This window comes from Nocardiopsis suaedae (assembly GCF_027706745.1).
GTDB lineage: Bacteria > Actinomycetota > Actinomycetes > Streptosporangiales > Streptosporangiaceae > Nocardiopsis_A > Nocardiopsis_A suaedae.
Window position 1 is genome coordinate 12,315 of the sequence record NZ_JAQFWP010000017.1, and the last position, 24,294, is coordinate 36,608.

23 protein-coding genes are annotated in these 24,294 nt (G+C 71.6%); 14 read left to right on the plus strand and 9 right to left on the minus strand.

Features of this window, described 5'->3' with window-relative positions; translation table 11 throughout:
- Window positions 1–15: 15 nt before the first annotated feature.
- On the minus strand, window positions 16–747 hold the full coding sequence (locus O4U47_RS11320) for a DUF305 domain-containing protein (RefSeq protein WP_270677750.1): 732 nt from the start codon (window positions 745–747) through the stop codon (window positions 16–18).
- A gap of 243 nt (window positions 748–990) precedes the next feature.
- Between O4U47_RS11320 and O4U47_RS11325 the strand changes: the two genes are divergently transcribed.
- From O4U47_RS11325 to O4U47_RS11335, 3 genes are all read left to right on the plus strand, one after another.
- Window positions 991–2,421 carry an LVIVD repeat-containing protein gene (locus O4U47_RS11325; RefSeq protein ID WP_270677751.1) on the plus strand — a complete coding sequence of 477 codons (1,431 nt, stop codon included), beginning with the start codon at window positions 991–993 and terminating at the stop codon, window positions 2,419–2,421.
- A 366-nt stretch (window positions 2,422–2,787) separates the two neighbouring features.
- Entirely contained in the window at window positions 2,788–4,203 is a 1,416-nt protein-coding gene (locus O4U47_RS11330; RefSeq protein WP_270677752.1) for an LVIVD repeat-containing protein, read from the plus strand.
- Window positions 4,204–4,348: 145 nt separating this feature from the next.
- On the plus strand, window positions 4,349–5,755 hold the full coding sequence (locus tag O4U47_RS11335) for an LVIVD repeat-containing protein (RefSeq protein ID WP_270677753.1): 1,407 nt from the start codon (window positions 4,349–4,351) through the stop codon (window positions 5,753–5,755).
- A gap of 92 nt (window positions 5,756–5,847) precedes the next feature.
- On the opposite strand, the gene O4U47_RS11340 is transcribed toward O4U47_RS11335, so the two are convergent.
- Both O4U47_RS11340 and O4U47_RS11345 read right to left on the minus strand, forming a co-directional pair.
- Entirely contained in the window at window positions 5,848–6,087 is a 240-nt protein-coding gene (locus tag O4U47_RS11340; RefSeq protein WP_270677754.1) for a DUF397 domain-containing protein, read from the minus strand.
- 5 nt (window positions 6,088–6,092) lie between these two features.
- Entirely contained in the window at window positions 6,093–6,905 is an 813-nt protein-coding gene (locus O4U47_RS11345; protein ID WP_270677755.1) for a helix-turn-helix domain-containing protein, read from the minus strand.
- Window positions 6,906–7,090: 185 nt separating this feature from the next.
- On the opposite strand from O4U47_RS11345, the gene O4U47_RS11350 reads away from it, so the two are divergent.
- The 3 genes from O4U47_RS11350 to O4U47_RS11360 all read left to right on the plus strand — a co-directional run bounded on the left by O4U47_RS11350 (window position 7,091) and on the right by O4U47_RS11360 (window position 9,281).
- On the plus strand, window positions 7,091–7,360 hold the full coding sequence (locus O4U47_RS11350; protein WP_270677756.1) for a hypothetical protein: 270 nt from the start codon (window positions 7,091–7,093) through the stop codon (window positions 7,358–7,360).
- A gap of 179 nt (window positions 7,361–7,539) precedes the next feature.
- The gene (locus O4U47_RS11355) at window positions 7,540–8,892 is read left to right on the plus strand and encodes a bifunctional folylpolyglutamate synthase/dihydrofolate synthase (RefSeq protein WP_270677757.1); all 1,353 of its coding nucleotides are present in this window, start codon (window positions 7,540–7,542) and stop codon (window positions 8,890–8,892) included.
- On the plus strand, window positions 8,892–9,281 hold the full coding sequence (locus O4U47_RS11360; protein ID WP_270677758.1) for a DUF4233 domain-containing protein: 390 nt from the start codon (window positions 8,892–8,894) through the stop codon (window positions 9,279–9,281). The genes O4U47_RS11355 and O4U47_RS11360 overlap by 1 nt, the downstream gene beginning before the upstream one ends.
- Before the next feature lie 194 nt (window positions 9,282–9,475).
- On the opposite strand, the gene O4U47_RS11365 is transcribed toward O4U47_RS11360, so the two are convergent.
- From O4U47_RS11365 to O4U47_RS11385, 5 genes are all read right to left on the minus strand, one after another.
- Window positions 9,476–10,036 carry a hypothetical protein gene (locus O4U47_RS11365; RefSeq protein ID WP_270677759.1) on the minus strand — a complete coding sequence of 187 codons (561 nt, stop codon included), beginning with the start codon at window positions 10,034–10,036 and terminating at the stop codon, window positions 9,476–9,478.
- A 371-nt stretch (window positions 10,037–10,407) separates the two neighbouring features.
- Window positions 10,408–10,794 (minus strand): hypothetical protein, encoded by a 387-nt coding sequence (locus O4U47_RS11370; RefSeq protein WP_270677760.1) that lies wholly within the window; start codon window positions 10,792–10,794, stop codon window positions 10,408–10,410.
- 322 nt (window positions 10,795–11,116) lie between these two features.
- Window positions 11,117–12,685 carry an FAD-dependent monooxygenase gene (locus O4U47_RS11375; protein ID WP_270677761.1) on the minus strand — a complete coding sequence of 523 codons (1,569 nt, stop codon included), beginning with the start codon at window positions 12,683–12,685 and terminating at the stop codon, window positions 11,117–11,119.
- 157 nt (window positions 12,686–12,842) lie between these two features.
- Window positions 12,843–13,001 (minus strand): hypothetical protein, encoded by a 159-nt coding sequence (locus tag O4U47_RS11380; protein ID WP_270677762.1) that lies wholly within the window; start codon window positions 12,999–13,001, stop codon window positions 12,843–12,845.
- A 9-nt stretch (window positions 13,002–13,010) separates the two neighbouring features.
- A complete protein-coding gene (locus O4U47_RS11385) occupies window positions 13,011–14,465 on the minus strand; it encodes an aminotransferase-like domain-containing protein (protein WP_270677763.1) in 1,455 nt (484 codons plus the stop codon).
- Between the two features lie 61 nt (window positions 14,466–14,526).
- Between O4U47_RS11385 and O4U47_RS11390 the strand changes: the two genes are divergently transcribed.
- Together O4U47_RS11390 and O4U47_RS11395 are read left to right on the plus strand one after the other, a co-directional pair.
- Window positions 14,527–15,711: a trans-sulfuration enzyme family protein gene (locus O4U47_RS11390; protein WP_270677764.1), complete on the plus strand. Its 1,185-nt coding sequence runs from the start codon at window positions 14,527–14,529 to the stop codon at window positions 15,709–15,711.
- Between the two features lie 178 nt (window positions 15,712–15,889).
- On the plus strand, window positions 15,890–17,767 hold the full coding sequence (locus O4U47_RS11395; RefSeq protein ID WP_270677832.1) for a protein kinase domain-containing protein: 1,878 nt from the start codon (window positions 15,890–15,892) through the stop codon (window positions 17,765–17,767).
- An 85-nt stretch (window positions 17,768–17,852) separates the two neighbouring features.
- On the opposite strand, the gene O4U47_RS11400 is transcribed toward O4U47_RS11395, so the two are convergent.
- Complete coding sequence (locus O4U47_RS11400) at window positions 17,853–18,260, minus strand: RidA family protein (protein ID WP_270677765.1); 408 nt, start codon at window positions 18,258–18,260, stop codon at window positions 17,853–17,855.
- 152 nt (window positions 18,261–18,412) lie between these two features.
- Here O4U47_RS11400 and O4U47_RS11405 point away from each other — a divergent pair, with 152 nt between their 5' ends.
- From O4U47_RS11405 to mrdA, 6 genes are all read left to right on the plus strand, one after another.
- Window positions 18,413–18,775, plus strand: a complete 363-nt coding sequence (locus tag O4U47_RS11405; protein WP_270677766.1) for a winged helix-turn-helix transcriptional regulator — start codon at window positions 18,413–18,415, stop codon at window positions 18,773–18,775.
- A 184-nt stretch (window positions 18,776–18,959) separates the two neighbouring features.
- Window positions 18,960–19,370 (plus strand): nucleoside-diphosphate kinase, encoded by a 411-nt coding sequence (ndk, locus tag O4U47_RS11410; protein WP_270677768.1) that lies wholly within the window; start codon window positions 18,960–18,962, stop codon window positions 19,368–19,370.
- Between the two features lie 204 nt (window positions 19,371–19,574).
- Window positions 19,575–20,609, plus strand: a complete 1,035-nt coding sequence (locus O4U47_RS11415; RefSeq protein WP_270677769.1) for a rod shape-determining protein — start codon at window positions 19,575–19,577, stop codon at window positions 20,607–20,609.
- A 1-nt stretch (window position 20,610) separates the two neighbouring features.
- Window positions 20,611–21,546, plus strand: coding sequence for a rod shape-determining protein MreC (mreC, locus tag O4U47_RS11420; protein ID WP_270677770.1), 936 nt, complete (start codon window positions 20,611–20,613; stop codon window positions 21,544–21,546).
- Entirely contained in the window at window positions 21,543–22,106 is a 564-nt protein-coding gene (mreD, locus tag O4U47_RS11425) for a rod shape-determining protein MreD (RefSeq protein WP_270677771.1), read from the plus strand. Before mreC ends, mreD begins: the two co-directional genes overlap by 4 nt.
- Window positions 22,094–24,292 carry a penicillin-binding protein 2 gene (mrdA, locus tag O4U47_RS11430; RefSeq protein ID WP_270677772.1) on the plus strand — a complete coding sequence of 733 codons (2,199 nt, stop codon included), beginning with the start codon at window positions 22,094–22,096 and terminating at the stop codon, window positions 24,290–24,292. The genes mreD and mrdA overlap by 13 nt, the downstream gene beginning before the upstream one ends.
- Window positions 24,293–24,294: the final 2 nt, after the last annotated feature.

Below are 24,294 nucleotides of genomic sequence, written 5' to 3' on the forward strand. Positions count from 1 at the left end.
TCGTCGAGATCATCGCTAGGAGTTCAGTGCCTCGTCCATGCGGTTGATGTCGGCCTGCTGCTCGGCGATGACGTCGTTGGCCATCCGCAGCACGTCGGTGTCCTTGCCGTCGATGGTGACGTCCTCGGCCATCTCGATGGCGCCCAGGTGGTGCTCGGTCATCAGCTCGACGAACAGCGCGTCGAACTCCTCGCCCTCGGCGGCCTCCAGCTCGTCCAGCTGGTCCTGGACGAGCATGCCCGGCATGTCGGTGTGGTCCACCTCGATGGGGCAGGCGGCCAGGGCGCCGCCGCCGTGGTGGCCGCCGCCGTCCTCGACCCCGGCCTCGCCGTCGCGCCACTGGGTGAGGCCGCAGGAGTCGGCGTAGTTGGGGTTGCCCTCGGCGGGCCCGTAGACGTTGGTCTCCAGCCAGGCCTCCATGGCCTCGACCTCGGGCCCCTGGGCGTCCTCGATGCGGTCGGCGATCTTCTCCACGTCGCCGTCGTCGACCCGGTCGGGGACCATCGCCGTCATGTCGAGGGCCTGCTTGTGGTGCTCGATCATCTTGAGCACGTAGACCACGTCGGCCTCGTTGTGGGTGATCTCCTGGTTGGCGGCGTCGATCTGCTCCTGGGAGGCGGGCGAGGCGGACTCGCCGGGGCCGCCGGGCATCAGCACGTCGGGCTCGTCGCCGGAGCCCTCGCCCGAGCAGGCGGTGGCCGCGGCGAGGAGGAGGGCGGCTCCGAGCGCCAGGGTGGGACGCGGCACGGGGGGCTCCTCTCGGCGGGGGAAGCGCGGCGGTCGGCCGCTTCGGGATGTCTACTGTCATCAGGGCGGGTTTGTCCAGTATCCGATCCGTCGCCACATCGTGACGCGCGGTGTGCGCACGCACTGAACTGCGCTGATCGCCGTGTGTAGTGATTTATATCGATTTTACTCATGGTCGCGGTTCGTGTGGATATGTATCTTCTTCGTGTTCACCTTCGGTATCGGCGACGATGAGGAGCCCCCATGCCGAGATCCCCCCGGGTGTCCACGAGACGCCCGCTGCGTCGGCGTCCGCTGCGTCGGCGCGTGCTGAGCACGGCCGTGACCCTCCTGGCCGCCGCGGGACTGACCGCCTCCGCGCTGCCGGCCCAGGCGGGCACCCCCGTCGACGAGATCGACAAGAGCGACAACGTCGAGCTGACGGCCAACCTGCCCAAGCCCGAGGGGTTCGAGCCCACCAACTCCGACCTGGCCTTCACCGGTGACCACGTCATCGTCGGCAACTACAACGGCTTCGTCATCCACGACGTCTCCGAGCCGTCCGAGCCGGAGATCACCGCCGCGGTGCTGTGCCCGGGCGGCCAGGCCGACGTGTCGGTCAGCGGGGACCTGCTCTACTTCTCCGTGGAGTACCCGCGGGCGAACGACGAGTGCGGCGCCCCGGAGAGCACCCCCGAGGACCCGGAGGCGTTCGAGGGCATCCGGGTGTTCGACATCTCCGACAAGGCGAACCCCGAGTACATCGCGTCGGTGCGCACGGACTGCGGGTCGCACACCAACTCGCTGATCCAGGGCGAGGAGAGCGACTACATCTACGTGTCGTCGTACGCGCCCTCGGAGAAGTACCCGAACTGCCAGCCGCCGCATGACAAGATCTCCGTCGTCGAGGTCCCCAAGGACGACCCGCAGGACGCGGCGGTCGTCGCCCAGCCGGTGCTGTTCCCCGACGGCGGCAATGAGGACCAGGACGGCCTGCTGCGGCCGACCCAGGGCTGCCACGACATCACCGTCTACGCCGAGAAGGGCCTGGCCGCCGGGGCGTGCATGGGCGACGGCATCATCATGGACATCAGCGACCCGCTGCAGCCCGAGGTCATCGAGACCGTGCGCGATGAGAACTTCGCGTTCTGGCACTCGGCGACGTTCACCAACAAGGCCGACGGCGTCATCTTCACCGACGAGCTGGGCGGCGGCGGTGCGGCCACCTGCAATGCCGAGGTCGGGCCGGAGCGCGGAGCGGACGCCATCTACGGCCTGAAGGCCAAGCCCGCCAAGGGGGAGCGGCCCGCGAAGGCGGAGCTGACCTTCAAGAGCTACTACAAGATCCCGCGCCACCAGGGCGACACCGAGAACTGCGTGGCGCACAACGGCTCGCTGATCCCGGTGAAGGGCGAGAACTACTTCGTCCAGGCCTGGTACCAGGGCGGGGTGTCGGTGATCGACTTCAACGACCTGGAGAACCCGAAGGAGATCGCCTACTTCGACCGCGGCCCGGTGTCCGACACCGAGCTGGTGCGGGGCGGCAGCTGGTCGGCGTACTACTACAACGGGTACGTCTACTCGGCCGAGCGCACCCGCGGGTTCGACGTCCTCCGCCTGGACGACGAGCGGCTCGACCGTGCCGAGAAGGTGCGGTTCGACGAGCTGAACCCGCAGAACCAGGTCCGCTACTGAGGACCTCCGGCCGGGGGCCGGGCCGCTCCGGCGGCTCTGGGCCCCGGCCGCCCGCCCCGCCCTGTCCCGGTTGCGGACGCGGTAGCCGGTTTACGGACGTCCTAACGTCGGTTCATTCCGGTCCGAAAGCCGGGCGGCAGGGGAGGGGCGGGCGCCGTGCCCTGGGCCCACCCGCGGGCCCACGCGCACCCGTTCCGGCGTGCACGAATTCCCGGTCCGTGCCTGGATTGCCACGATGGGCACCGGCGACGGATGAACCGCGCAGTGTGTCGAATCGGAAGCGGTCCGGATTACCCCTCTGTACAGGAGGGGACCGGTCTATGTAGTTTGCCCGTGTTTTCGGCTCTCATCGACGAAGGAGTCCGGATGCCGACATCCCCCCGGCCGCTCCGGCGGTCCCCGCTCGCGCGCGCCGCGCGCCTCGGCATCGCTCTGACGGGCGCGGCCGCCCTGGCCATCGGCCTCGCCCCCGCCGCCGGTGCGGCCGATACCGGCGGGAGCGGCACCGACAAGAGCGACAACATCGAGCATCTCGCCAACCTCCCCAAGCCCGAGGGGTTCGACAGCACCTCGGCCTATAACTCGGACCTGGCCTTCACCGGCGACTACGCCATCGACGGCAACTACAACGGCTTTGCCGTCTACGACATCTCCGAGCCCGAGGAGCCCGAACTCGTCACCACCGTCCTGTGCCCGGGCGGGCAGGGCGACGTGTCGGTCAGCGGGGACCTGCTGTACTTCTCCGTCGACTACCCGCGGGAGAACGCCGACTGCGGGGCCGCCGCGAGCACCCCGGCCGATGCGGACGCCTTCGAGGGGATGCGGGTCTTCGACATCTCCGACATCGAGAGCCCGGAGTACGTTGCGGCGGTGCCGACCACCTGCGGGTCGCACACCAACTCGCTGGTGCAGGGCGAGGAGACGGACTACATCTACGTGTCGTCGTACGCCCCGTCGGAGCGGTACCCGAACTGCCAGCCGCCGCACGACCTGATCTCGGTGATCGAGGTCCCGAAGGACTCCCCTGAGGACGCGGCGGTCGCCTCCGAGCCGGTGCTGTTCCCCGACGGCGGCAACCCGCCCGGCACCCCGAGCCGGGAGACCAGCGGCTGCCACGACATCACCGTCTACGCGGAGAAGGACATCGCGGCGGGCGCCTGCATGGGCGACGGCGTGGTCATGGACATCAGCGACCCGGTGAACCCCGAGGTCATCGAGACCGTGCGGGACGACAACTTCGCGTTCTGGCACTCGGCGACGTTCACGAACAAGGGCGACGGTGTCATCTTCACCGACGAGCTGGGCGGCGGCGGTGCGGCCACCTGCAACGCCGAGATCGGGCCGGAGCGCGGCGCGGACGCCATCTTCGGGCTGAAGAGCAAGAAGGGCAACAAGAACCGCCCGGCCGAGGCAGAGCTGACCTTCAAGAACTACTTCAAGATCGACCGCTTCCAGGAGGACACCGAGAACTGTGTGGCGCACAACGGCTCACTGATCCCGGTGAAGGGCAAGAACTACTTCGTCCAGGCCTGGTACCAGGGCGGGGTGTCGGTCATCGACTTCAACGACCTGGAGAACCCGAAGGAGATCGCCTACTTCGACCGGGGCCCCTTCACCGAGGGCATCAGCGGGTCGTGGTCGGCGTACTACTACAACGGCCACATCTACTCCTCGGAGATCCAGCAGGGCTTCGACGTCCTGAAGGTGACCGACAAGCGGCTCAAGCGCGCCGAGAAGGTGCGGTTCGACGAGCTGAACCCGCAGAACCAGCCGCGCTACTGACCCCGGTCCCGCCCGCCCCACCCTTCCCCACCCCCGCTGTCCGCCCGCCCCGTGACCCGGGGCGGGCGGCGTACCGACGGGGCCGCGATCTGGGCCCGCATACGCCCGGCCGGCCCCGCCCCTCCCACGGAACGAGGAGTTCTGCATGTCGCTATCCCCCAAGCGCAGACGGCTCGGGCGCCTCGGCGCCGCCGTCGCGGGCGCGGCGGGCCTGGCGCTGAGCCTGGTCGTGGCGCCTCCGGCCGCGGCGGACACCCCGCCGGCCGACTCGGTCACCAGTGACAACATCGAGCACGTGGCCCACCTGCCCAAGCCCGAGGGTCTGGAGAGCACCAACTCGGACCTGGCCTTCACCGGCGACTACGCCATCGGGGGCAACTACAACGGCTTCGTCATCTACGACATCTCGGAGCCGGAGGAGCCCGAGGTCGTCAGCACGGTGCTCTGCCCGGGCGGGCAGGGCGACGTGTCGGTCAGCGGGGACCTGCTCTACTACTCGGTGGACTACCCGCGCGAGAGCGCGGACTGCGGGGCCGCCGAGAGCAGCCCGGCCGACGCCGACGCCTTCGAGGGGATGCGGGTCTTCGACATCTCCGACAAGGAGAACCCGCAGTACGTGGCGGCGGTGCCGACGGCGTGCGGGTCGCACACCAACTCGCTGGTGCAGGGCGAGGAGACGGACTACATCTACGTGTCGTCCTACTCGCCGTCGGAGCGGTATCCGAACTGCCAGCCGCCGCACGACCAGATCTCGGTCATCGAGGTGCCCAAGGACGCGCCGGAGGACGCCAACCTGGCCAGCGAGCCCGTCGTCTTCCCCGACGGCGGCAACCACGACCAGGACAACCTGCTGCTGCCGACCCAGGGCTGCCACGACATCACCGTGTGGGCGGAGAAGGACATCGCGGCCGGGGCCTGCATGGGCGACGGCGTGATCTTCGACATCAGCGACCCGCTGCAGCCCGAGGTCATCGAGACCGTGCGCGATGAGAACTTCGCGTTCTGGCACTCGGCGACGTTCACGAACAAGGGCGACGGCGTCATCTTCACCGACGAGCTGGGCGGTGGCGGCGCTCCCACCTGCACCCCCGAGGTCGGGCCGGAGCGCGGCGCGGACGCGATCTTCAAGCTGAACGTCAAGGAGGGCAAGGGGGACAAGCCGGCCCGTGCCGACCTGAAGTTCCGCAGCTACTACAAGATCGACCGGCACCAGGGCGGCGAGCAGAACTGCGTGGCGCACAACGGCTCGCTGATCCCGGTGAAGGGCAAGAACTACTTCGTGCAGTCCTGGTACCAGGGCGGCGTGTCCATCATCGACTTCAACAACCTCAAGAAGCCCGAGGAGATCGGCTACTTCGACGCCGATGACCGGGTGGACGAGGACGTCGAGGTGAACACGAACACCTGGTCGACGTACTACTACAACGGCTACATCTACTCTTCGGACATCTCCCGGGGCTTCGACGTGCTCAAGGTCGACGACAAGCGCCTGGAGAAGGCCGAGGACGTCGAGTTCGACGAGTTCAACCCGCAGAACCAGCCGCAGTACTGAGGGCAGGAGCCTTCAGGCGACTGAGTGACGCGTAGGGCCGCCGCCCCGCTGGGGCGGCGGCCCGTCCGTGTCGGTGGGGGAGTAGGGGGTCTCTACAGGTCCCGCCGACGAACGTCCCTGATGAAGGAGGCCCACTCAGAGGCCGGGAACGAGAGGTGCCCGAGCCCGCGGTTCTGCGTGTCACGGACGGCGATGCCGTGGGCGGAGGTCGCGGCGACCTCGACGCAGTTGCCGCCGGTCTGGTTGCTGTATCTGGATTTGTGCCAGGGGCCTGCAACCTCGACGCAGTTGCCACCCGTAGTGTTGCTGTAGCTGGACTTACGCCAGTACATGTGAGTCACCGAAGTTCTCCCAATGCGGTGGAGATGAGCGAGCATGAAGTCGTCACAGGGAACGCTGCGCCCCTCAGCTCCTCAAACACTCGTGTGTAGTCGCTGACGTCTTGTGCCGCTTCGACGAGTGTGCCTGCGATCCTGGTCTCCGTGTAGGCGACTCGGCCTCTTTCGGGAGTGGTGAAGAGGCTGAACGTTCCGTCGAGCCCAGGGTGATGACTGCAGTCGAGGGGGACGACCTGGACGGTGACATGCGAGGTCGCGACCATCTCCAGTAGGTGTTCAAGCTGTCTGGACATGATCTCACGACCGCCGATCGGACGACGCAGCACAGCCTCATCCAGTACTGCGGTCATGAGCGGGGGCCGGGATGCCGAATGGACCTTCTGTCGTTCCAGGCGAGCCTGTACCTGCTCGTCGATCTCTTCGTATGTATTCGAGGGCTGCCCAATCTGAATGATTGCGCGTGCGTACTCCTCCGTCTGCAATAGACCTGGAATCAGGAGGGGAGAGTATTCGCGGATCTCCGTCGCCTCTTGTTCGAGTACAGCCACTCCCTGGAACCACTCTGGGAGTCCGCTGTATGTGTTCAGACCCTCCCACATCCGAGTGAGAGTGCCGTCTGTTGAGAGTGCTTGGTCTAGCTGGGCGAGATGCTCCGGTTTGGTGCCTCGCACGCCGCGTTCGAGGCCGCTGATCGTTCCGTAGGACATCATGACCCGCTTGCCGAGCTGTGTTTGCGTCATCCCAGCTTGGAGCCGTAAGCGGCGCAGCTCACGCCCGATCTTCACCCACTGGGGACGACTCCTGTCGGTCATGTCAACCAGATTGAGCTACCACTGAACCAGCGTCAACCGGAATGAATAAGAATTCCCAGTTCAGTTGACTGGCTGGCGGAAGAGAGGGGGTGTCAAGCAGGATCAATACTCAAGCGGCCCCGGTCGGCGGTGGTGCGCCGGACCGGGGCCTGAGCCCACGACCTGGAATGTCAGGTGAGGACCTAATGAGTCACCCTATCCACCCGCCCGACGCCTACAACCTCTTTCTCCTCCTCGCGTGCGACCTGCGGGAGACCTGGAACATCCGGTGGGCGGGGGACGACCACCTCCACCCCGACCTCTACATCGCCGAGCGCCGCACCGAACTCCCGGAGCACGCCCGCGCGGTCGGCGCCACCGGCCGCGTCGCCGCCCGCGACATCGACGAGTTCGCCCGGCGGCTCCGCGACCAGGAGGCCATCGACTGGAGCATCGGTCTGCACCCGCACCGCTGACGCGGTCGACCACCACGGAATGACCGCAGCATGACCGCCGTGGCCCGATTCCCCTGGGGAGCCGCGGACGCCCGACCGGTCCTACGGACCCGCCGTCGGACACCCGCGGGGTGAATCGGGCCACGGCCCGCCGTCTTCTACGCTGGGCCTGTGAGCATCCCGACCCGAGTCACCGCGCCATGAGCAGCAGCAAGCAGAGCGTCCACGAGCGCTACACCGCGATCATCGCCGAGATCATGGGCAGGCGCGTCGAGACCGACATCGACCCCACCACCGAGCGCGTGCGGGAGGTCCTCGACCTCATCGGCGACCCGCAGCGCAGCTACCGGGTCATCCACCTGACCGGGACCAACGGCAAGACGTCCACGGCCCGGATGATCGACGCGCTCCTGCGCGAGCGCCACCTGCGCGTGGGCCGCTACACCAGCCCGCACCTGCGCACCGCCCGCGAGCGGATCGTGCTGGACGGGGAGTCCGTCTCCGAGGAGGCGTTCATCGCCGCCTACGAGGACGTCATCCCCTACATCCGCATGATCGACGAGCGCTCCGACGTCCCGCTCTCCTTCTTCGAGGTCATCACCGTGATGGCCTTCGCCGTCTTCGCCGACGCCCCGGTGGACGTCGCCGTGGTCGAGGTCGGCCTCGGCGGCACTTGGGACGCGACCAACGTCGCCGACGGCGACGTCGCCGTCGTCACCCCGATCGGCATCGACCACACCGACTTCCTCCCCGACACCGTTGAGGGCATCGCCGAGGAGAAGTCGGGCATCATCAAGCCGGGCGCGATCGCCGTCCTCGCCCAGCAGCAGCTCCCCGCCGCCGAGGTGCTCATGCGCCGCGCGGCCGAGGTGGGCGCCACCGTGGCCCGGGAGGGCCTGGAGTTCGGCGTCACCCACCGCGAGGTGGCCATGGGCGGGCAGTTGGTCACCGTCAAGGGCCTGCGCGGCGGCTACGAGAACGTCTTCCTCCCGCTGTACGGCGAGCACCAGGCCAGCAACGCCGCCGTCGCCATCGCCGCCGTGGAGGCCTTCGCCGCCCCGGCCGAGGGCGACGACGAGCTGGACCCCGAACTGATCGGGCAGGCGCTCGGGGGAGTGGAGTCCCCGGGGCGCATGGAGGTCGTGCGGCGTGGGCCCACCGTCATCGTCGACGCCGCGCACAACCCGGCCGGGATCGCGGCGACGGTCGCCGCCGTGGAGGAGTCGTTCGACTTCACCCGCCTGGTCGGCGTGCTGGCGGTGATGGAGGACAAGGACGTCGAGGGCATCCTCGAACCCCTGGAGCCGCTGCTCACCGAGGTCGTGGTGACCCGCAACTCCTCGCCGCGCTCGCTGACCGCCGAGGACCTGGGCGACATCGCCGAGGGGATCTTCGGCAGCGAGCGGGTGCACGTGGCGCCGCGTCTGGACGACGCGATCGACCAGGCGGTGGCCCTGGCCGAGGACACCGGCGAGTTCTCCGGGACGGGTGTGCTGATCACCGGTTCGGTGGTGACGGCGGGCGACGCCGGCCACCTGCTGAAGGGGGACTGATGCGGACCATCTGCGCGGTGGTGCTCGCCTTCGAGGTGATCGTGATCGGGCTGGCCGTTCCGGTCGCGATCCAGCTCAGCGGATTCTCCCCGGCGGTCGCCGGTGCCGTGTGGGGCGGCCAGGCCCTGGCGGCGCTGGTGCTGGCGGCGCTGCAGCGCAAGCACGCATGGGCGCACTGGGCGGGGTGGGTCCTGCAGGCGACCCTGCTGGCGAGCGGGTTCCTGGTGCCGGGGCTGTGGGTGCTGGGCATCATCTTCGCGGGCCTGTGGGTGGCCGGGGTGATGCTGGGCCGCAAGACCGACGCCATGAAGGCCGAGGTCGACGCCCAGGCCGCGGCCGCGCGGGCCGACGGGACCACCGGAGCGGCAGGGGCCGCAGAGGCGAGCTGAGCCCCGCCGAGTGACCCGATGGAGATGCGGTCTCGGGGGCGGCGCCGATCACGGTGCCGCCCCCGAGGTGTCCGTGCCACCGGTGCTGGTCGTCGCGGCCGCCGTACTCGCGGTGTCCTGCGTGATGTGCCTGGTGGGCGGCCTGAAGACCCGCCGCCCGAAGACCCCCGCGGGTCGGCCGGGATGATCTGGGTCTAACGACGGAAGTGGTCCCTGGCCTGGGGGGTGAGGAGCAGGCCGAACACCGCACCGCTGAGGGCGGCCAGGGGCAGGGGGGCCACGGCGGGGACGATTGCGCGGTCGATGGCCGCCGACACCGAAGCGAAGAGGGAGAGTCCGCACACGATCCCTTCGAGAACGAGTGTGCCGACCCGCACTCCGTTGGTGCGACGACCGAAGCGGGCGGCGAGGATGAGGGACGGCACCATGACGCCGAAGGCGACCGTCCCGATCGCCAAGGCGGCGATGCCCACCACGAGGATCAGGATCGCGACCCCGATAGCGGCGAGGGCATCGTAGAAGTCCGCCGGTGGCGCGCTCCCTCCGAGAGGGGAGTCCATGTAGAAGATGAGCACTAGGGCCAGCCCCGCCAGGCCCAGAAGAACCGCGACGGCACTGACCGCTCCTTGGCCCCACAACAGGATGCGCGCGATGAGAACCGGATTGGGTGTCGGGGCGCCCGCCTCCTGGTCGGGCGGGCCGTTCGTCGGCGACAGCGCCCAGGCCGGCTGCCCCTGTGGCCGTGGATATCCCACGTGCGCCTCCTCGCCCTCCGGGGTCGAAGTCGACCCACCGTACAGCCCGAGCAGGAGTGTGCGTTCTACGATGGGCGCTTCTGGGGAGGGGACGTTGTTCAAAACAAGAGGTTGTTCGGTGAATCGCCCCAGGTCAGCGAGGCTGTTCCCCGCACGTGCGGGGATGGACCCTGCATGCGCAGCCTTTCCGGGACCTTGGACGTCTGTTCCCCGCACGCGCGGAGACCGGTCCCTGGCCCCGGCTCCCGAGGGGGCGGTGTCGGCGCCTATCGCGCCGACACCGCCCTCCCTCTCCGGGCTGACCGCCTGAGGGGAAGAGGTGAGCGGTCAGCCGTGTCCTGGGCGCCCCTGTCGCATCGGCGCCTCGGTCGTCAGCAGGTCTCGATGCCCGCGGTGGTGATGAGGTGGCCGCCGTACAGGTAGTAGTAGCCACCGTGCAGGGCCGAGTACGGGGTCTTCACCCACGTGTTGCCGTGGCTGTTCGTCAGCTTGCAGTCGATGGTGATCTTGTCGCCCGCGAACAGGGTCGGCCCGACCACGTTGCCACGGCCGTAAGGGATGTCCCGGTAGCGGGTCCTGGCGGTCTCCACCGTGCGGATGTAGTCGGCGCTGGCCGACGCCACGCTGAAGGCCGGAGCGGACTCCCCGGTGTCCGCGGGGAGGGCCGCGGAGATCCCGGAGAGCGCCATGGCGAAGGCGCCGACGACGGCGGCGCGCTTGCCGAGGGGTGCGAGGCGGGGGGTGAGCGAGGATTTCATGGCGTCCTTCGTTGAATGAGGACCAGCGGGGGGGGAGGCCGTGTACCTCGGCCCAGGAGCGAGGGGCGAACGTTGCGACGCCCGGACGGAGGGCGGTCGCGAACGTCGGCACACGTGCCGGAACGTGAGGCGAACCGGCCGACGAGCACCGATTCGGCTCCTCACGGGACGGCATGCTCGCAGTACGCCGATCCGCCGCGCAAAGAACTTCGACAGAGCTCTAATTCCCCAGCTCGGACCCCCGTGGGTGCTGTCGGGACACGGACGGGCCAGGACCCCGCGACGCTGGTCGTCCCGGCCCGTCCCTCGGTGACCGTCTCCGTCAGGCCTGCGTGACGCTCCTCGCGCCAGCCGGGGCCGCCGCCTCCGGTGCGGGCCCGAACCATTCCTCCAGTGACCTGCGCAGTCCGGGCACCGAGGTCTCTGCGGGCTCATCGACCCCCGCCGCCCAGGCGATGTGGCAGTCCGGGCGGATCAAGAGCGCGTCGGCGGGACGGTCGTCCGTCGTTCCCCCGCACACCTCCACGCGGTCCTTCCACCCCTCGGCGGCCTCGCGCAGTTCCGGGCGGTCGGACAGGACCAGCAACAGTGGCCGCCCCTCCCGCATGAGTTCGGCGACGTCAGTCGTCCCCACCTCCGTGTCCACGGCCAGGTCCTCCACGAACGTCCCGGTCAGCGGGTGGGCTCCCGGTGCCGGTTCCGGATGGCGGACATCGGCCCCCGCCAGCAGGCCCGCCATCCGGCGCTTCGCCGGCTCATCGGCCACCAGCTCCTGGAACAGCTCCCGCAACGCGTCCGCCGCCGGGTCGAGCCCTCGCCGGAGCGCCACCTGGGCCCGCGTGTGCAGCAAGGTCCGCTCGGCGGCCGCGCGGCGCTCCCCTCCGTAGGTGTCCAGAAGCCCCTCCGGAGCCCACCCCTGGACGGCCGCGGCCAGCTTCCACCCCAGGTTCACCGCGTCCAGCATCCCGGCGTTCAGCGCGATCCCCGTCGCCGGGAACAGGTGCGCCGCGTCCCCGGCCAGCAGGATCCGCCCATCCCGGTAGCTCTCGGCCTGCCGCGCCTGGAAGGTGAACCGCGACAGCCGCCGCGCCTCGCCCATCGGCAGGTCGACTCCGAGCACCTTCTCGACGCTCGTCCGGAACTCCTCCGCGGTCATCGGCGCCTCGTCGTCCCCGTCGAACCGCTCGAACTCGGTCGTGAAGACCGACATCCCGTCCGGGGAGGCCGCGAGGGCGAATACGCCGCCTTCTGTGCGGGTGAACCCGCCTTCGACCCTGCCGTGCCCGGGCACGTCGACGCCTCCGTCGTCCCGCACCGTCACCGACTCGGGCACCCCGACCTGCGCCAGCCGGTTCACCTCCGGGTACGTGGTCCCCGGGAACCCGATCCCCGCCGACTCCCGGACCCTGCTGCGCGGCCCGTCGCACCCCACCAGGTAGCGGGCGGTCGCCCGATACGCGCCCCCGGGGCCGCGGACGCGGACGGCCACGCCGTCCGCGTCCTGCTCCAGGCCGAGCACCTCGTGCCCCCGGCGCACCTGCCCACCCAGCCCGGTGGCGTGCTCCTCCAGCAGCTCCTCCAGGTGCGGCTGCGGGAGCGCCATCGCCCGCATCGGGGAGTCCTCCAGCCCGGTCAGGTCCACGTGGACCCCGCCGAAGGGGAAGCGCGGCGCCGGGTGGGCGTCCCCGCACGCCGCCGAGAACCGGGCGAACAGCCCCCGGTGGTGCAGCAGGTCGAGGATCCGGCCGCCGAGCCCGCTCGCCTTGGCGGCCTCCGGGCGCCGCGCCCGCCGCTCCAGGACCAGTGGGCGCACCCCCGCCAGGCGCAGCTCGCACGCCAGCATCAAGCCGGTCGGGCCCGCCCCCACGATGATCACGTCTGAATCCGTCACCGGCCCCGCCCCTCGTCGTTCGTCACCGTCGGGATCGGATTCCGTTCCGCCGACCCCGGCCACGGCCGATGATTCTGCGCCATGACTGGGGTCTTGCCGCAAGTCCCCCGGTGCGCTATACGTTGAGAGTGGCGGGGAGGAATTTTCCCCGCCTTCGTCATTCCCGGGCCTCGTCGACGAGCCGGGACAGGTCGCGGCCACCTCCATAGCCGAAGGACGCGGACGAGCCCTCGAAGTCCATCTCCACCCCGTCAAGGGTGTCGATGGCCTCTCTCGCCCTCCTGTACTCCGCCGACGATTCGCGCTCGTTCTCCATCTCCACCCCTCACACCACGACCGCACCCAGGGACACCGACCTCGGGGTCCCCTTCGGCGCCGTGTAGGCGTTCCACGCCTCGGCCAGCCTCCGCACGCCCTCCGCCAGGCGGTCCGGGTCGGGGGAGAACGGCAGCCGCAGCCGGTCGCGGCTCCCTCCCGTCGCGTCGATGGCCGGGCCCGGCAGCACCGCCACCCCGTGCCTGATCGCCACCTGCGCGAACGACGCCGCGTCCCCGCGCGGCAGGCGCACCCACACCGTCTGGCCCCCCGCCACCGGCGGGCACTCCCACTCCGGCAGCAGCCGCTCCAGCTCCGCCCGCAGCAGGTCGTGCCCCTCCCGCAGCTCCCGGACGCGGCGCCCGCGCACCTGCTCGTAGTCCTCCAGCAGCTCCGCCGCGACGAGCTGGGAACCCACCTCCCCGCCCAGGTCCCGCATCGACTTCAGCCGCACCAGCCGCGCCACCAGCTCCTCGCGGGCGCGCAGCCACCCGACGCGCAGCCCTCCCCAGGCCACCTTGCTGAGCGACCCCACCGTGACCGCCTCCCCGTAGGCGGCCAGCGGCGGCGGGGCCGGTGAACCGTCCAGCGACAGGTCGGCGGCGACCGCGTCGTCCACCAGCACCACCCCGTGCTGCGCCGCCGCCCGCACCAGCCGCCGCGCCGCCAGCGGCGGCAGCACCGACCCGGTCGGGTTGTGGTGGTTGGGCACCGTGTAGGCCAGCACCGGGCGGCGCTCGGCCATCAGCCGCACCGCCCGCGCCACGTCCAGCCCGTCCGGGCCGGTGGCCACCGGCATCAGCGCGGCCCCCGACGCCCGCAGCACGTCCAGCGCCCCCGCGTACGTCGGCGCCTCCGCCAGCACCCCGTCACCCGGCGCCACCAGGTGTTCCACCAGCAGCGACAGCGCCTGCTGCGCCCCGGTGGTGACGAGCACCTGCCCCGGCGCGGTCGGCACCCCCTGCGCCGTGTACTTGGCGGCCACCGCCTCCCGGAGCCGCGCCAGCCCCGCCGGGTGGTAGCCCAGGTCGACCGCGGAGGGCAGGGACAGCCCGCCGTAGGCGCGGACGACCTCCGGAGGCGGCTCCTCCGGGGCGGCGCAGCTCAGCACCACCGTCCCGTCCTGCGGCTCGATCAGCTGCAGGAACATCGGGTTGACCGGCCCTTCCTCCGCCGCCGGGGGCAGCGGCACCGCCTCGGCCACCCGGGTGCCGCTGCCCTGGCGCCGCTCGATCCGCCCCTCGCCGCGCAGCTCCTCGTAGGCCGCGACCACCGTGGTGCGCCCCACCGCCAGCGCCGAGGCCAGTACCCGGTCGGGCGGCAGGACCGCCCCGGCGCGCAGCGTCCCCTCCTCGATCAGCCGCCGCAGCCGCCCGGCCAGCAGCAGGTACAGCGGCCCCCGCCCCGCCGACCAGCGCCCCAGCAGCGACGCCAGGGTCCGCGTGTCCACCTTGTCCGTTCCCATGCGGACCATTCTGCCTTGATTGGCCCTGTACCAGCGGACCAATCCCCGGTGGCATGGAGGCATGGAACGCACCGAACTCGACGACGCGACCCGCAGCGTGCACCCCCCGGTGTCCGAGCCCGAGGGCAGCACCCCGCTGGGCGCCCCGCTCCACCTCGACCACCAGTTCGCCTTCGCGACGGCCGAGGCGCTGGCCGGGGCCTTCAACGGCCCCGACGCCGCGCCCCTGTACGGCCGCTACTCCAACCCCACCGTCCGCTCCCTGGAACACGCCCTCGCCGACCTCGAACGCGGCGCCGCCGCCACCGCCTACGCCTCCGGCATGGGCGCCATCAACGCCGTGATCACCGCCCTCGTGGGCAGTGGCGACCACGTCATCACCCAGCGCGCGCTCTACGGCGGCACCCATGCGCTCTTCACCGACCTGGAGAAGCGGTGGGGCGTGCAGGTCGACCGGGTCTCCGGCGACGACCCCGAAGAGGTGTGGGCCCTGTTGCGCCCGAACACCCGGCTGCTCTACCTGGAGACCATCGCCAACCCCACCACCCGCGTGAGCGACGTGCCCGCGCTGGCCGCCGTCGCCCGCGAGGCCGGGGTCCCCACGGCCGTCGACAACACCTTCGCCACACCGCTGCTGTTCCGCCCCCTCGACCACGGCGCCGACATCGCCCTCCACTCCACCAGCAAGTACCTCGGCGGACACGGGGACGCGATCGGCGGCGCCGCCGTCTTCGCCGACCGCGGCCTGCACCGGCGGGTGTGGGAGCACGGCGTCGAGCTGGGCGCCTGCGCCTCGCCGTTCAACGCCTGGCTCACCCTGCGCGGCCTGCGGACGCTGGCGCTGCGCGTCCCCCGGCACAGCGCCAACGCGGCCGCGATCGCCCGCCGCCTGGCCGACCACCCGGCCGTGCGCTCGGTCGCCCATCCCGACCTGCCCGACCACCCGGACCGCGACCGGGCCTCCCGGCTGCTCGCCTCGGGCGGCGGCGTGCTCTCCTTCGACCTGCGCGGCGGCCGGGCGGCGGGCGCCGCCTTCACCGAGGCGCTGCAGGTGGCGAGCCTGGCCCCGTCCCTGGGCGACGTGAAGACGCTGGCGATGGCGCCCGCCTCCACCTCCCACCACCGCCTCACCGCCGCCGAGCTGGAGGCCGCCAGCATCACCGAGGGGACGGTGCGGATCGCGGTGGGCATCGAGGACCCCGACGACCTGTGGGCCGACATCGAGCGCGCCCTCGCCGCCGTTTGACCGCGGGGGCGGGGAGGGGGCCGGGCGCTGTCCCGTGCCGGAACCCCTGTGCGGCAGGGGATGCAGGTCTGTTCGCCGATCGGGAGGGCCTGGCATCATTCAGGAATCCGGGCCCAGCTGGGCCCCTTCCCCAGGAGTTCCCGTGCTCGCTCCCCTGCGTAGTGATGACCCGCGCACAATGGGCCCGTACCAGCTCAGGGCGCGTCTGGGCGCAGGAGGCATGGGGCAGGTGTTCCTGGGCCGCTCCAAAGGCGGCCGCCCCGTCGCCGTCAAGCTCGTGCGCGAGGAGTTGGCCGGGGACGCGGGCTTCCGGCGCCGGTTCGCCCTGGAGGTGGACGCCGCACGCCGCGTCGGCGGGCACATCACCGCGCAGGTCGTCGACGCCGACACCGACGGTGCCCGGCCGTGGCTCGCCACGGCCTACATCGCGGGCCCGTCCCTCCAGTGGGCCGTCGACGAGCACGGACCGCTGCCGCCGCGGTCGGTCGCCGACCTGGGGGCGGGCCTGGCGGAAGGGCTGGCCGCCGTGCACGCCGAGGGCCTGGTGCACCGGGACCTCAAACCCGGCAACGTCATCCTGGCCGAGGACGGGCCCCGGGTGATCGACTTCGGGATCGCGCGCGCCATGGACACGACCAGCTTCACCCAGAGCAGGACCTTGCTGGGCACCCCGGCGTTCATGTCCCCCGAGCAGGCGCGCGGAGAGGAGATCGGACCGCCCAGTGACGTGTTCTCCCTCGGGTGCGTACTGGCCTTCGCCGCCTCGGGCGACGGCCCGTTCGGCTCGGGCGTGCCGCACGCGGTGACCTACAGGATCGTCCACGAGGCGCCCGACCTGTCCGGGATCTCGCGGCGCCTGGCCAAGCTGGTGAAGTCCTGCCTCGAAAAAGAGCCGGGGCGAAGACCCTCCACGGACGATGTGCTGGACGACCTCGCACCACAGGCGGAGGAGGCACCGCCCGGCGCGCACTGGGTGCCCGACGCGGTCACGGAGGTCATCACCCGGGAGAAGACCAGGGTCCTGACCCTCGTCGGCCCCGAGGAGGCAAAGGCCGCGTCAACCGGGCCCGAGAGAGCGAAGGAGGCGGCGAGGCGGGCGGGGGACCCCAAGACCGAAGCGCGGGTCGAGCCCCGGAAACCGCAGTCCTCCGAGCCTCTGACAAGACGGAGGCATTCGGCCCCGAAGGCTGTCGGAAAGACGAACGTGAACTGGACCTTCACGGCGGTCAACTTCCGAGGCCGCAATCATGAGCGGTTCACGGTCGTGTTCCCACCCGGTGGAAGCGTTGAGGACGGGAGAGTCTGGGGCACCTCCGTCTACAGTGACGACTCATCGGTGGGCCTTGCCGCCGTCCACGCTGGGCTGATCACGTTGAAACACGGCGGCAAGGTCACGTTCGAGGTCGGGCCCGGCCAAGTGTCCTATGCCGGATCTATCCGGAACGGCGTGGCATCCGCCAAGGGCGGTAGGTCGCGCGGAAGCTTCGTGTTCCCCCCTAAGCCGCAGGAGCACGCACCGCTGAGGCGATGGGCCGCATCCCCTCGGTCACCCCGTACGGCGGGTACGCCGGATACGGCGACCGGCGATGGTGCGACGGGCGCCGGCACCTCTACGAGCGGAACGTCGTCGTCCTCCCAAGACGAGACGGCTGTCCTCGGCTGGGCGGCGGCCGGAATCGCCGCTGTCGGCGTGGCGCTCCTGTATCTCAACCACACCGAGTTCGCCGTATGGGCGAGCCAGTGGGCCAACGGCGGCACCGCGGAGATCGTGGCGGGCGACTGCATCACCTACATCGGCGACGATGAGCCGGTGGAGATCCCCTGTTTCTCCGCCGCGGCCGCGTACACCGTCGCGGAGGTGCGCCCGGTGTCCGCCGACGGAGACGCCTTCTCCTTGGACGGCCCCACCATTCTTGAAAGCAGCGAGTCCGGCTTGGAGCCCGGGGTCATGCGCCATGTCTGCGATGACGTGCCCGCCTGGACCCGTGAATCGCCCTCCTTCGACCTCTCCACCGGCGACATCGCCTGCCTCGTCCCGAACACGGATTCCGACTGAGCGGCCGACCGGTGCCCGCCCTGTGGCCCCCCCCCTTCCGAGCCCCGGAGGACGCCGTCTCCGGTCGGCCGCCCGTGGAACCGCCTCAGTCGACGAGCGCCGTGGCCTCGATCTCCACCAGGTGGTCGGGGATGTCCAGCGCGGCGACGCCGATCACCGCGATCGGGGGCGTCGGCGCCTTGCCCAGCGCCTTCGCCACCCGTTCCATGCCCTCCAGGAACACGGGCATCTTGTCCGGCGTCCAGTCCACGACGTACACGGTCAGCCGCGCCACGTCGTCGAAGGTCGCCCCCGCCGCCTCCAAACCGGTGGCGACGTTCCGGTAGCACTGCTCGATCTGCGCGGCGAGGTCCCCCGCGCCGACCGTGTTCTGCTCGGCGTCCCAGGACACCTGCCCGGCCACGGACACCAGCTTCGCCCCGGTCGCGACCGACACCTGCCCGTACAGGCCGATCTCGGGCAGTCCCTCGGGGTGCATCAGCGTGACGGCCATGCCGCTCCTTCCCTCGTGCGCGGCGCCCGTCGGCCCACGCTCTCTTGCGGTTACCCGGGAACCGTAGGAGAGTGAGCGCCGACGCGGAAGAACGCACTTCTCCGTAACGGGGGAACCCGGCGGTGACCGAGCAGGGCAGGGGCGGAACGGACATGAAGGGCGAAGCGGACGCGGACCTGCGCCGGGCGGACTCCCTGGCGCGGGAGATCTTCTCCGACGTCGCCAACAAGTGGGCGCTGCTGATCATCGAGGCCCTGGGGGAGCGCACCCTGCGCTTCACCGAGCTGCGCGCCGAGGTCGAGGGCATCAGCCACAAGATGCTCACCCAGAACCTGCGCATGCTGGAGCGCAACGGCCTCGCCGAGCGGACCGTCCACCCCACCGTCCCGCCCCGCGTCGACTACGCCCTCACCGGGCCCGGCCGCGACCTGCGCGAGGCCGTCGACCTGTTCTGCGACTGGACCCGCGCCAACCTCGCCCACATCGAGGGCTCCCAGAGCCGGTTCACGGGGTGACCGGCGCCCGTCCCACGGGGATTAGGGGCTGCCCCGAACCGGCCTCGGGACCGCCGCCGCGCGGGTAAAGTTGCGCTCACCGGGGCCGACGGCGCACCCCTCGCGCGGGCCGACCGCCCATCGCGGGTGCCGACCGAAACCGTCGGCCGCCCCGTGCCTACCCGAGATCCCTGAGGAGAACCACGTGGAGCGCACTCTTGTCCTGATCAAGCCCGACGGCGTCCGGCGGAGCATCATCGGCGAGGTCGTCTCCCGCATCGAGCGCCGCGGCCTGCGCATCGTCGCCATGGACCTGCGCACGCTCGACGAGGAGACCGCCAAGACGCACTACGAGGAGCACGCCGAGCGCCCGTTCTTCCCCTCGCTCGTCGAGTTCATCACCGGCGGCCCGCTGGTGGCCATGGTCGTCGAGGGGGAGCGCGCCGTCGAGGCCTTCCGCGCCCTGGCCGGGGCCACCGACCCGGTCTCCGCCGCGCCCGGCACCATCCGCGGCGACTTCGCCCTGGAGGTCCAGGCCAACATCGTGCACGGCTCGGACTCGACCTACTCGGCCGAGCGGGAGATCAAGCTCTTCTTCCCCGAACTGCAGGCCTGACCGCCGGACCGGTCGCCGTCGGCCGCCCCGGCCGACGTCTTCGTCCGCCCGCGTCCTCAGCGGTGCAACGATTCGGTGTGTTTGCGTAACGGAGCAACTCCCCAGCGTTACGATACGGGTGCTGGATCCACATCCGTGCTGGAACGAGACCCTATTGCCCGCCCCGTGCGCGACGCGCCGATTCGGTGCCGCTGAGGACGATTCATGACCACTAATCTCGCCTTTCTCGGCCGCGACATGGCGGTCGATCTCGGTACCGCCAACACGCTGGTCTACGTGCGCGGCCGGGGCATCGTGCTGAACGAGCCCTCCGTCGTGGCCCTCAACACCTCGACGGGCAAGATCGTCGCGGTGGGCGTCGAAGCGAAGCAGATGATCGGTCGCACCCCGTCCGACATCACCGCGGTCCGCCCCCTCAAGGACGGCGTCATCGCCGACTTCGAGATCACCGAGCGCATGCTGCGCTACTTCATCCAGAAGATCCACCGCCGCCGCCACTTCGCCAAGCCGCGCGTGGTCGTCGCCGTCCCCAGCGGCATCACCTCGGTGGAGCACCGCGCCGTCAAGGAGGCCGGCTACCAGGCCGGCGCCCGCCGGGTGCACATCGTCGAAGAGCCCATGGCCGCCGCGATCGGCGCCGGGCTCCCGGTGCACGAGCCCACCGGCAACATGGTCGTCGACATCGGCGGCGGCACCACCGAGGTCGCCGTCATCTCCATGGGCGGCATCGTCACCTCCCAGTCCATCCGCGTCGGCGGCGACGAGCTGGACCAGGCGGTGATGACCTACGTCAAGAAGGAGTTCTCCCTGATGATCGGGGAGCGCACCGCCGAGGAGCTCAAGTTCGCCATCGGCTCGGCCTACCCGACCGGCGCCGAGGAGCTGCACGCCGAGGTGCGCGGGCGCGACCTGGTCAGCGGCCTGCCCAAGACGGTGGTGCTCTCCGCCGCCGACGTCCGCCAGGCCATCGAGGAGCCGGTCACCGCCATCATCGACGCGGTGCGCACCACCCTGGACAAGTGCCCGCCGGAGCTGTCCGGCGACATCATGGACCGCGGCATCGCCGTCACCGGCGGCGGCGCCCTGCTGCGCGGCCTGGACGACCGGCTGCGCCACGAGACCGGCATGCCCATCCACCTGGCCGAGAACGCGCTCGACTCGGTCGCCATCGGCTCGGGGACGTGCGTGGAGAACTACGAGCGCCTGAACCAGGTCCTCGTCCCCGAACGGCGGCGCTGACATGCGGCGCGACGGCCCACGCCCGCGCCTGGTCCTGGTCCTGCTGGTGGCGGCCGCCATCGCGCTGATGGTGCTGGACGGCCGCCCGGGCACCGACCCGGTCACCTCCACCGCCCGCGCCGCGGCCGGGGCGGCCTTCGGCCCGGTCGCCGGGGCGGTCACCACCGCCGCCCGGCCGGTCGCCGACGGCTACCGCACGCTCGCCGCCGCGCCCGGCGCCCGTGCGCGCATCGAGGAGCTGGAGGAGCGCAACCGCCGCCTCAGCGCCGAGCTGGCCGCCGCCGAGCAGGACGGCGTCCGCTCCGAGCGCCTCGACGACCTGCTGCACCTGTCCGGCCTGGGCGGCTACGAGATCGTGCCCGCGCAGGCGGTGACCCGGATGGGCTCGGGCGGCTACGCCGAGACCGTCACCCTGGACGCCGGCACCCGCGACGGCATCGCCCGCGACATGACCGTGGTCGACGGCTCCGGCCTGGTCGGCCGCGTCATCCGGGCCTCCCGCTCCACCGCCACCGTCCTGCTGTTCACCGACGGCGCCTCCTCGGTGGGGGCGCGCATGGAGGGCACGCGCGACATCGGCGCGGTGCACGGCCGCTCCCGCGCCCTGGACGGCCGCGCCCCCGCCGTCCTGGAGCTGATGCAGGCCGACGCCCCGCTGGAGGAGGGCGACCGGGTGGTGACCATGGGCTCGCACAACGACGCCCCGTTCGTGCCCGGCGTGCCGCTGGGCACCGTGACCCGGGTGCGCGAGACGCCCGGGGCGCTCACCCGCACCGCCGAGATCCGGCCCGCGGCCGACCTGGGCTCCCTCGACGTGGTGGGGGTGGTCGTCGGCGCACCGGAGGAGGACCCGCGCGACTCGGTCCTGCCCGAGAAGCCGGACGGCGACGCCGCGCGGCCGCCCGGGCGCGCCGACCGGCAGGAGGGGGACCGATGAAGGGGGCGGTGACCGCGCTGCTGGTGGCCGCGGCGGTGCTGGTCCAGGCCGCGCTGGTCAACCGGCTTCCGCTGCCCTGGGATGTGGGCCCCGACCTGGTCGTCCTGGCCGTGGCCGCCACCGCGCTGCGCAGCGGCCCCGCCGGGGCGGCCGTCACCGGGTTCTGCGCCGGGCTCGCCGTGGACCTGCTGCCGCCCGCCGACCACGAGGCCGGGCGGTACGCGCTGCTCTACTGCCTGGCGGGCTACCTGGTCGCGCGCTACGGGCGGGTGGAGGGCCGGGGCCGCGCCCGGACCTACGGGACCGCCGCGGCGGCCGCCCTCGGCACCGCCGCCGGGTTCGCCCTCCTGGGCGCGGGCCTGGGCGACCCGCGGGTGGGCCTGGCGGCCGCGGCCCTCGCGGTGCCGCTGTCGGCGGCGGAGACGATGCTCGTCAGCCCCCTGGTACTGGCCCCGGTGGGGCGGATCATGCGGGCGGTCGCCCCGGACGCCTACGCCGAGGGCGGCTACCCCGACCTGCCCGCGTTCAGCGGGGGAGGGACGCGCGGATGGCGTGGATGAGGAGGCGGCGGCCGGGGCGGCCCCGGCGGCGCACCGGCGGCGCACCGGCCAAGGAGGGGCCCACCCCCCGGACGGCGCCCGGCAGGCGCGGGCTGGTGCTCGCCCAGGTGCTGGTCCTGGCGCTGTTCGCGGCGCTGGGCGTGCGCCTGTGGTACCTGCAGGTGCCCATGGGCGAGCACTTCGCGCGGCTGGCCGAGGCCACCCACACCGAGGAACTGGTGGTGCCCGCCACCCGTGGCCTGATCCTGGACCAGGCGGGGCGGCCGCTGGTGCGCAACCGCACCGCCCTGGTGGTCTCGGCCGACTGGCACGCCCTGCAGGCGCTGCCCGACCAGGGGGCCGAGGTCCTGGAGCGGGTGGCCGAGGTGGTGGGCGAGCCCGCCGACACGATCAAGAAGCGCACCCGGCTGTGCGGCCCGGAGGTGAGCCGCCCCTGCTGGCCCGGATCGCCGTACCAGCCGGTCACCCTGGCCGACGACGTGGACCCCCGGGCGGCGCTGCAGATCATGGAGCGCAGCGAGGACTTCCCGGCCGTCTCCGCCCAGCACCTGGCGGTGCGCGACTACCCCAACGGAGAGCTGGCCTCCCAGGCGCTGGGCTACCTCCAGCCGGTCACCCAGGAGGAGCTGGAGGCCCGCGAGGAGCTGCGCAAACAGTACAGCGGCGTGGACCAGGTGGGCCGGGACGGCCTGGAGGCCACCTACGACGCCGAGCTGCGCGGCACCGCCGGGGTGCGCACCCTGGCCGTCAACAACCGCGGCGAGGTGACCGGGGTCGTCGGCGAGCAGGCCCCCGAGCCGGGCATGCACCTGGTCTCCACCATCGACCAGCGGGTGCAGAAGACCGTGGAGGACGCCCTGCGGCGCGGCATCGACCGGGCGCGCGGGGCCGGCCACCCGGCCTCCACCGCCGCGGGCGTGGTGATGGACGTGCGCACCGGCGGCATCGTGGCCTCGGCGAGCCTGCCCTCCTACGACCCTTCGGTCTGGCAGGGCGGCATCGACCAGAAGACGTTCGAGGAGCTGCTCAGCGAGAAGGCCGGGTCGCCGCTGACCTCCCGGGTGATGCAGGGGCAGTACCCGCCCGCCTCCACCTTCAAGGTGTCCTCGCTGGCGGCGGGCGTGAAGGGCGGCCAGCCGCTGCGCGGCACCTACTCCTGCCCCTCGTCCATCTCGGTGGGCAACCGCTCCTTCGAGAACTACGAGGGCTCGGCGCACGGCGCGCTCAGCCTGCACCGCGCCATCGTGGTCTCCTGCAACACCGTCTTCTACCAGATGGCCTACGACGAGTGGCGCCAGGACGAGCGCAAGAAGAAGCCCGACGACGTGTTCGCCCGCACCGCCGAGGACTTCGGGTTCGGCCAGGCCACCGGCGTCGACCTGCCGCACGAGGCCGCCGGGCGCATCCCCACCCGCGAGTGGAAGCGGGAGCTGTGGGAGGCCACCAAGGACGAGAGCTGCAAGCGCGGCAAGGAGGGCTACCCCGGCGTCGCCGAGGAGGACCCGGGGCGGGCCGCGTATCTGAAGAGGGTCGCCAAGGAGAACTGCACCGACGGCTACCGGTGGCGCGCCGGCGACGCGGTCAACTTCTCCATCGGGCAGGGCGACGTCCTGGTGACGCCGCTGCAGCTGGTGCGCGCCTACGCGGCCGTCGCCAACGGCGGCACCCTGTGGGAGCCGCGCGTGGGCAAGGCGCTGGTCTCCGCCGACGGCGGGACCGTGAAGCGGATCGAGCCGGAGAAGGCCGGGGAGCTGGACGTGCCCCCTCAGGTCCTGACCTACATCCAGAAGGCCGTCACCCAGGTGCCCAAGGAGGGCACCGCGCGCGGCGCCTTCGGCGGGTTCCCGCAGGACGAGGTGTCCATCGCCGGGAAGACCGGTTCGGGGTCGGCGCTCAACAGCGACTCCACCGCCTGGTTCGCCTCCTACGCCCCGGCCGACGACCCGCGGCTGGCCGTGGTGGTGGTCGTCCCCAAGGGTGGCACCGGTGGTGAGACCGCCGCGCCCATCGTCCGGGAGATCTACGAGGGCATCTACGGCTTCACCCGCGAGGGCGGGGAGAAGGGCGAGGGCGGCTCGGACAAGAGCGTCAAGGGCGGGGAGCCGGACCTGACCGGCGGCGAGCCCACGGAGGAGCTGCCCGAGGTGCGCAGCGACGGCACCATCGGCCTGGCGGCGGGGGAGTGAGC

Bases quoted from the DNA above. Each gene is read 5' to 3' on its own strand.
- O4U47_RS11325 (WP_270677751.1), top strand. From the start codon at position 991: ATGCCGAGATCCCCCCGGGTGTCCACGAGACGCCCGCTGCGTCGGCGT.
- O4U47_RS11330 (WP_270677752.1), top strand. From the start codon at position 2,788: ATGCCGACATCCCCCCGGCCGCTCCGGCGGTCCCCGCTCGCGCGCGCC.
- O4U47_RS11335 (WP_270677753.1), top strand. From the start codon at position 4,349: ATGTCGCTATCCCCCAAGCGCAGACGGCTCGGGCGCCTCGGCGCCGCC.
- O4U47_RS11340 (WP_270677754.1), bottom strand. From the start codon at position 6,087: ATGTACTGGCGTAAGTCCAGCTACAGCAACACTACGGGTGGCAACTGC.
- O4U47_RS11345 (WP_270677755.1), bottom strand. From the start codon at position 6,905: ATGACCGACAGGAGTCGTCCCCAGTGGGTGAAGATCGGGCGTGAGCTG.
- O4U47_RS11350 (WP_270677756.1), top strand. From the start codon at position 7,091: ATGAGTCACCCTATCCACCCGCCCGACGCCTACAACCTCTTTCTCCTC.
- O4U47_RS11355 (WP_270677757.1), top strand. From the start codon at position 7,540: ATGAGCAGCAGCAAGCAGAGCGTCCACGAGCGCTACACCGCGATCATC.
- O4U47_RS11360 (WP_270677758.1), top strand. From the start codon at position 8,892: ATGCGGACCATCTGCGCGGTGGTGCTCGCCTTCGAGGTGATCGTGATC.
- O4U47_RS11370 (WP_270677760.1), bottom strand. From the start codon at position 10,794: ATGAAATCCTCGCTCACCCCCCGCCTCGCACCCCTCGGCAAGCGCGCC.
- O4U47_RS11380 (WP_270677762.1), bottom strand. From the start codon at position 13,001: ATGGAGAACGAGCGCGAATCGTCGGCGGAGTACAGGAGGGCGAGAGAG.
- O4U47_RS11385 (WP_270677763.1), bottom strand. From the start codon at position 14,465: ATGGGAACGGACAAGGTGGACACGCGGACCCTGGCGTCGCTGCTGGGG.
- O4U47_RS11390 (WP_270677764.1), top strand. From the start codon at position 14,527: ATGGAACGCACCGAACTCGACGACGCGACCCGCAGCGTGCACCCCCCG.
- O4U47_RS11395 (WP_270677832.1), top strand. From the start codon at position 15,890: ATGGGCCCGTACCAGCTCAGGGCGCGTCTGGGCGCAGGAGGCATGGGG.
- O4U47_RS11400 (WP_270677765.1), bottom strand. From the start codon at position 18,260: ATGGCCGTCACGCTGATGCACCCCGAGGGACTGCCCGAGATCGGCCTG.
- O4U47_RS11405 (WP_270677766.1), top strand. From the start codon at position 18,413: ATGAAGGGCGAAGCGGACGCGGACCTGCGCCGGGCGGACTCCCTGGCG.
- O4U47_RS11415 (WP_270677769.1), top strand. From the start codon at position 19,575: ATGACCACTAATCTCGCCTTTCTCGGCCGCGACATGGCGGTCGATCTC.
- mreC (WP_270677770.1), top strand. From the start codon at position 20,611: ATGCGGCGCGACGGCCCACGCCCGCGCCTGGTCCTGGTCCTGCTGGTG.
- mreD (WP_270677771.1), top strand. From the start codon at position 21,543: ATGAAGGGGGCGGTGACCGCGCTGCTGGTGGCCGCGGCGGTGCTGGTC.
- mrdA (WP_270677772.1), top strand. From the start codon at position 22,094: ATGGCGTGGATGAGGAGGCGGCGGCCGGGGCGGCCCCGGCGGCGCACC.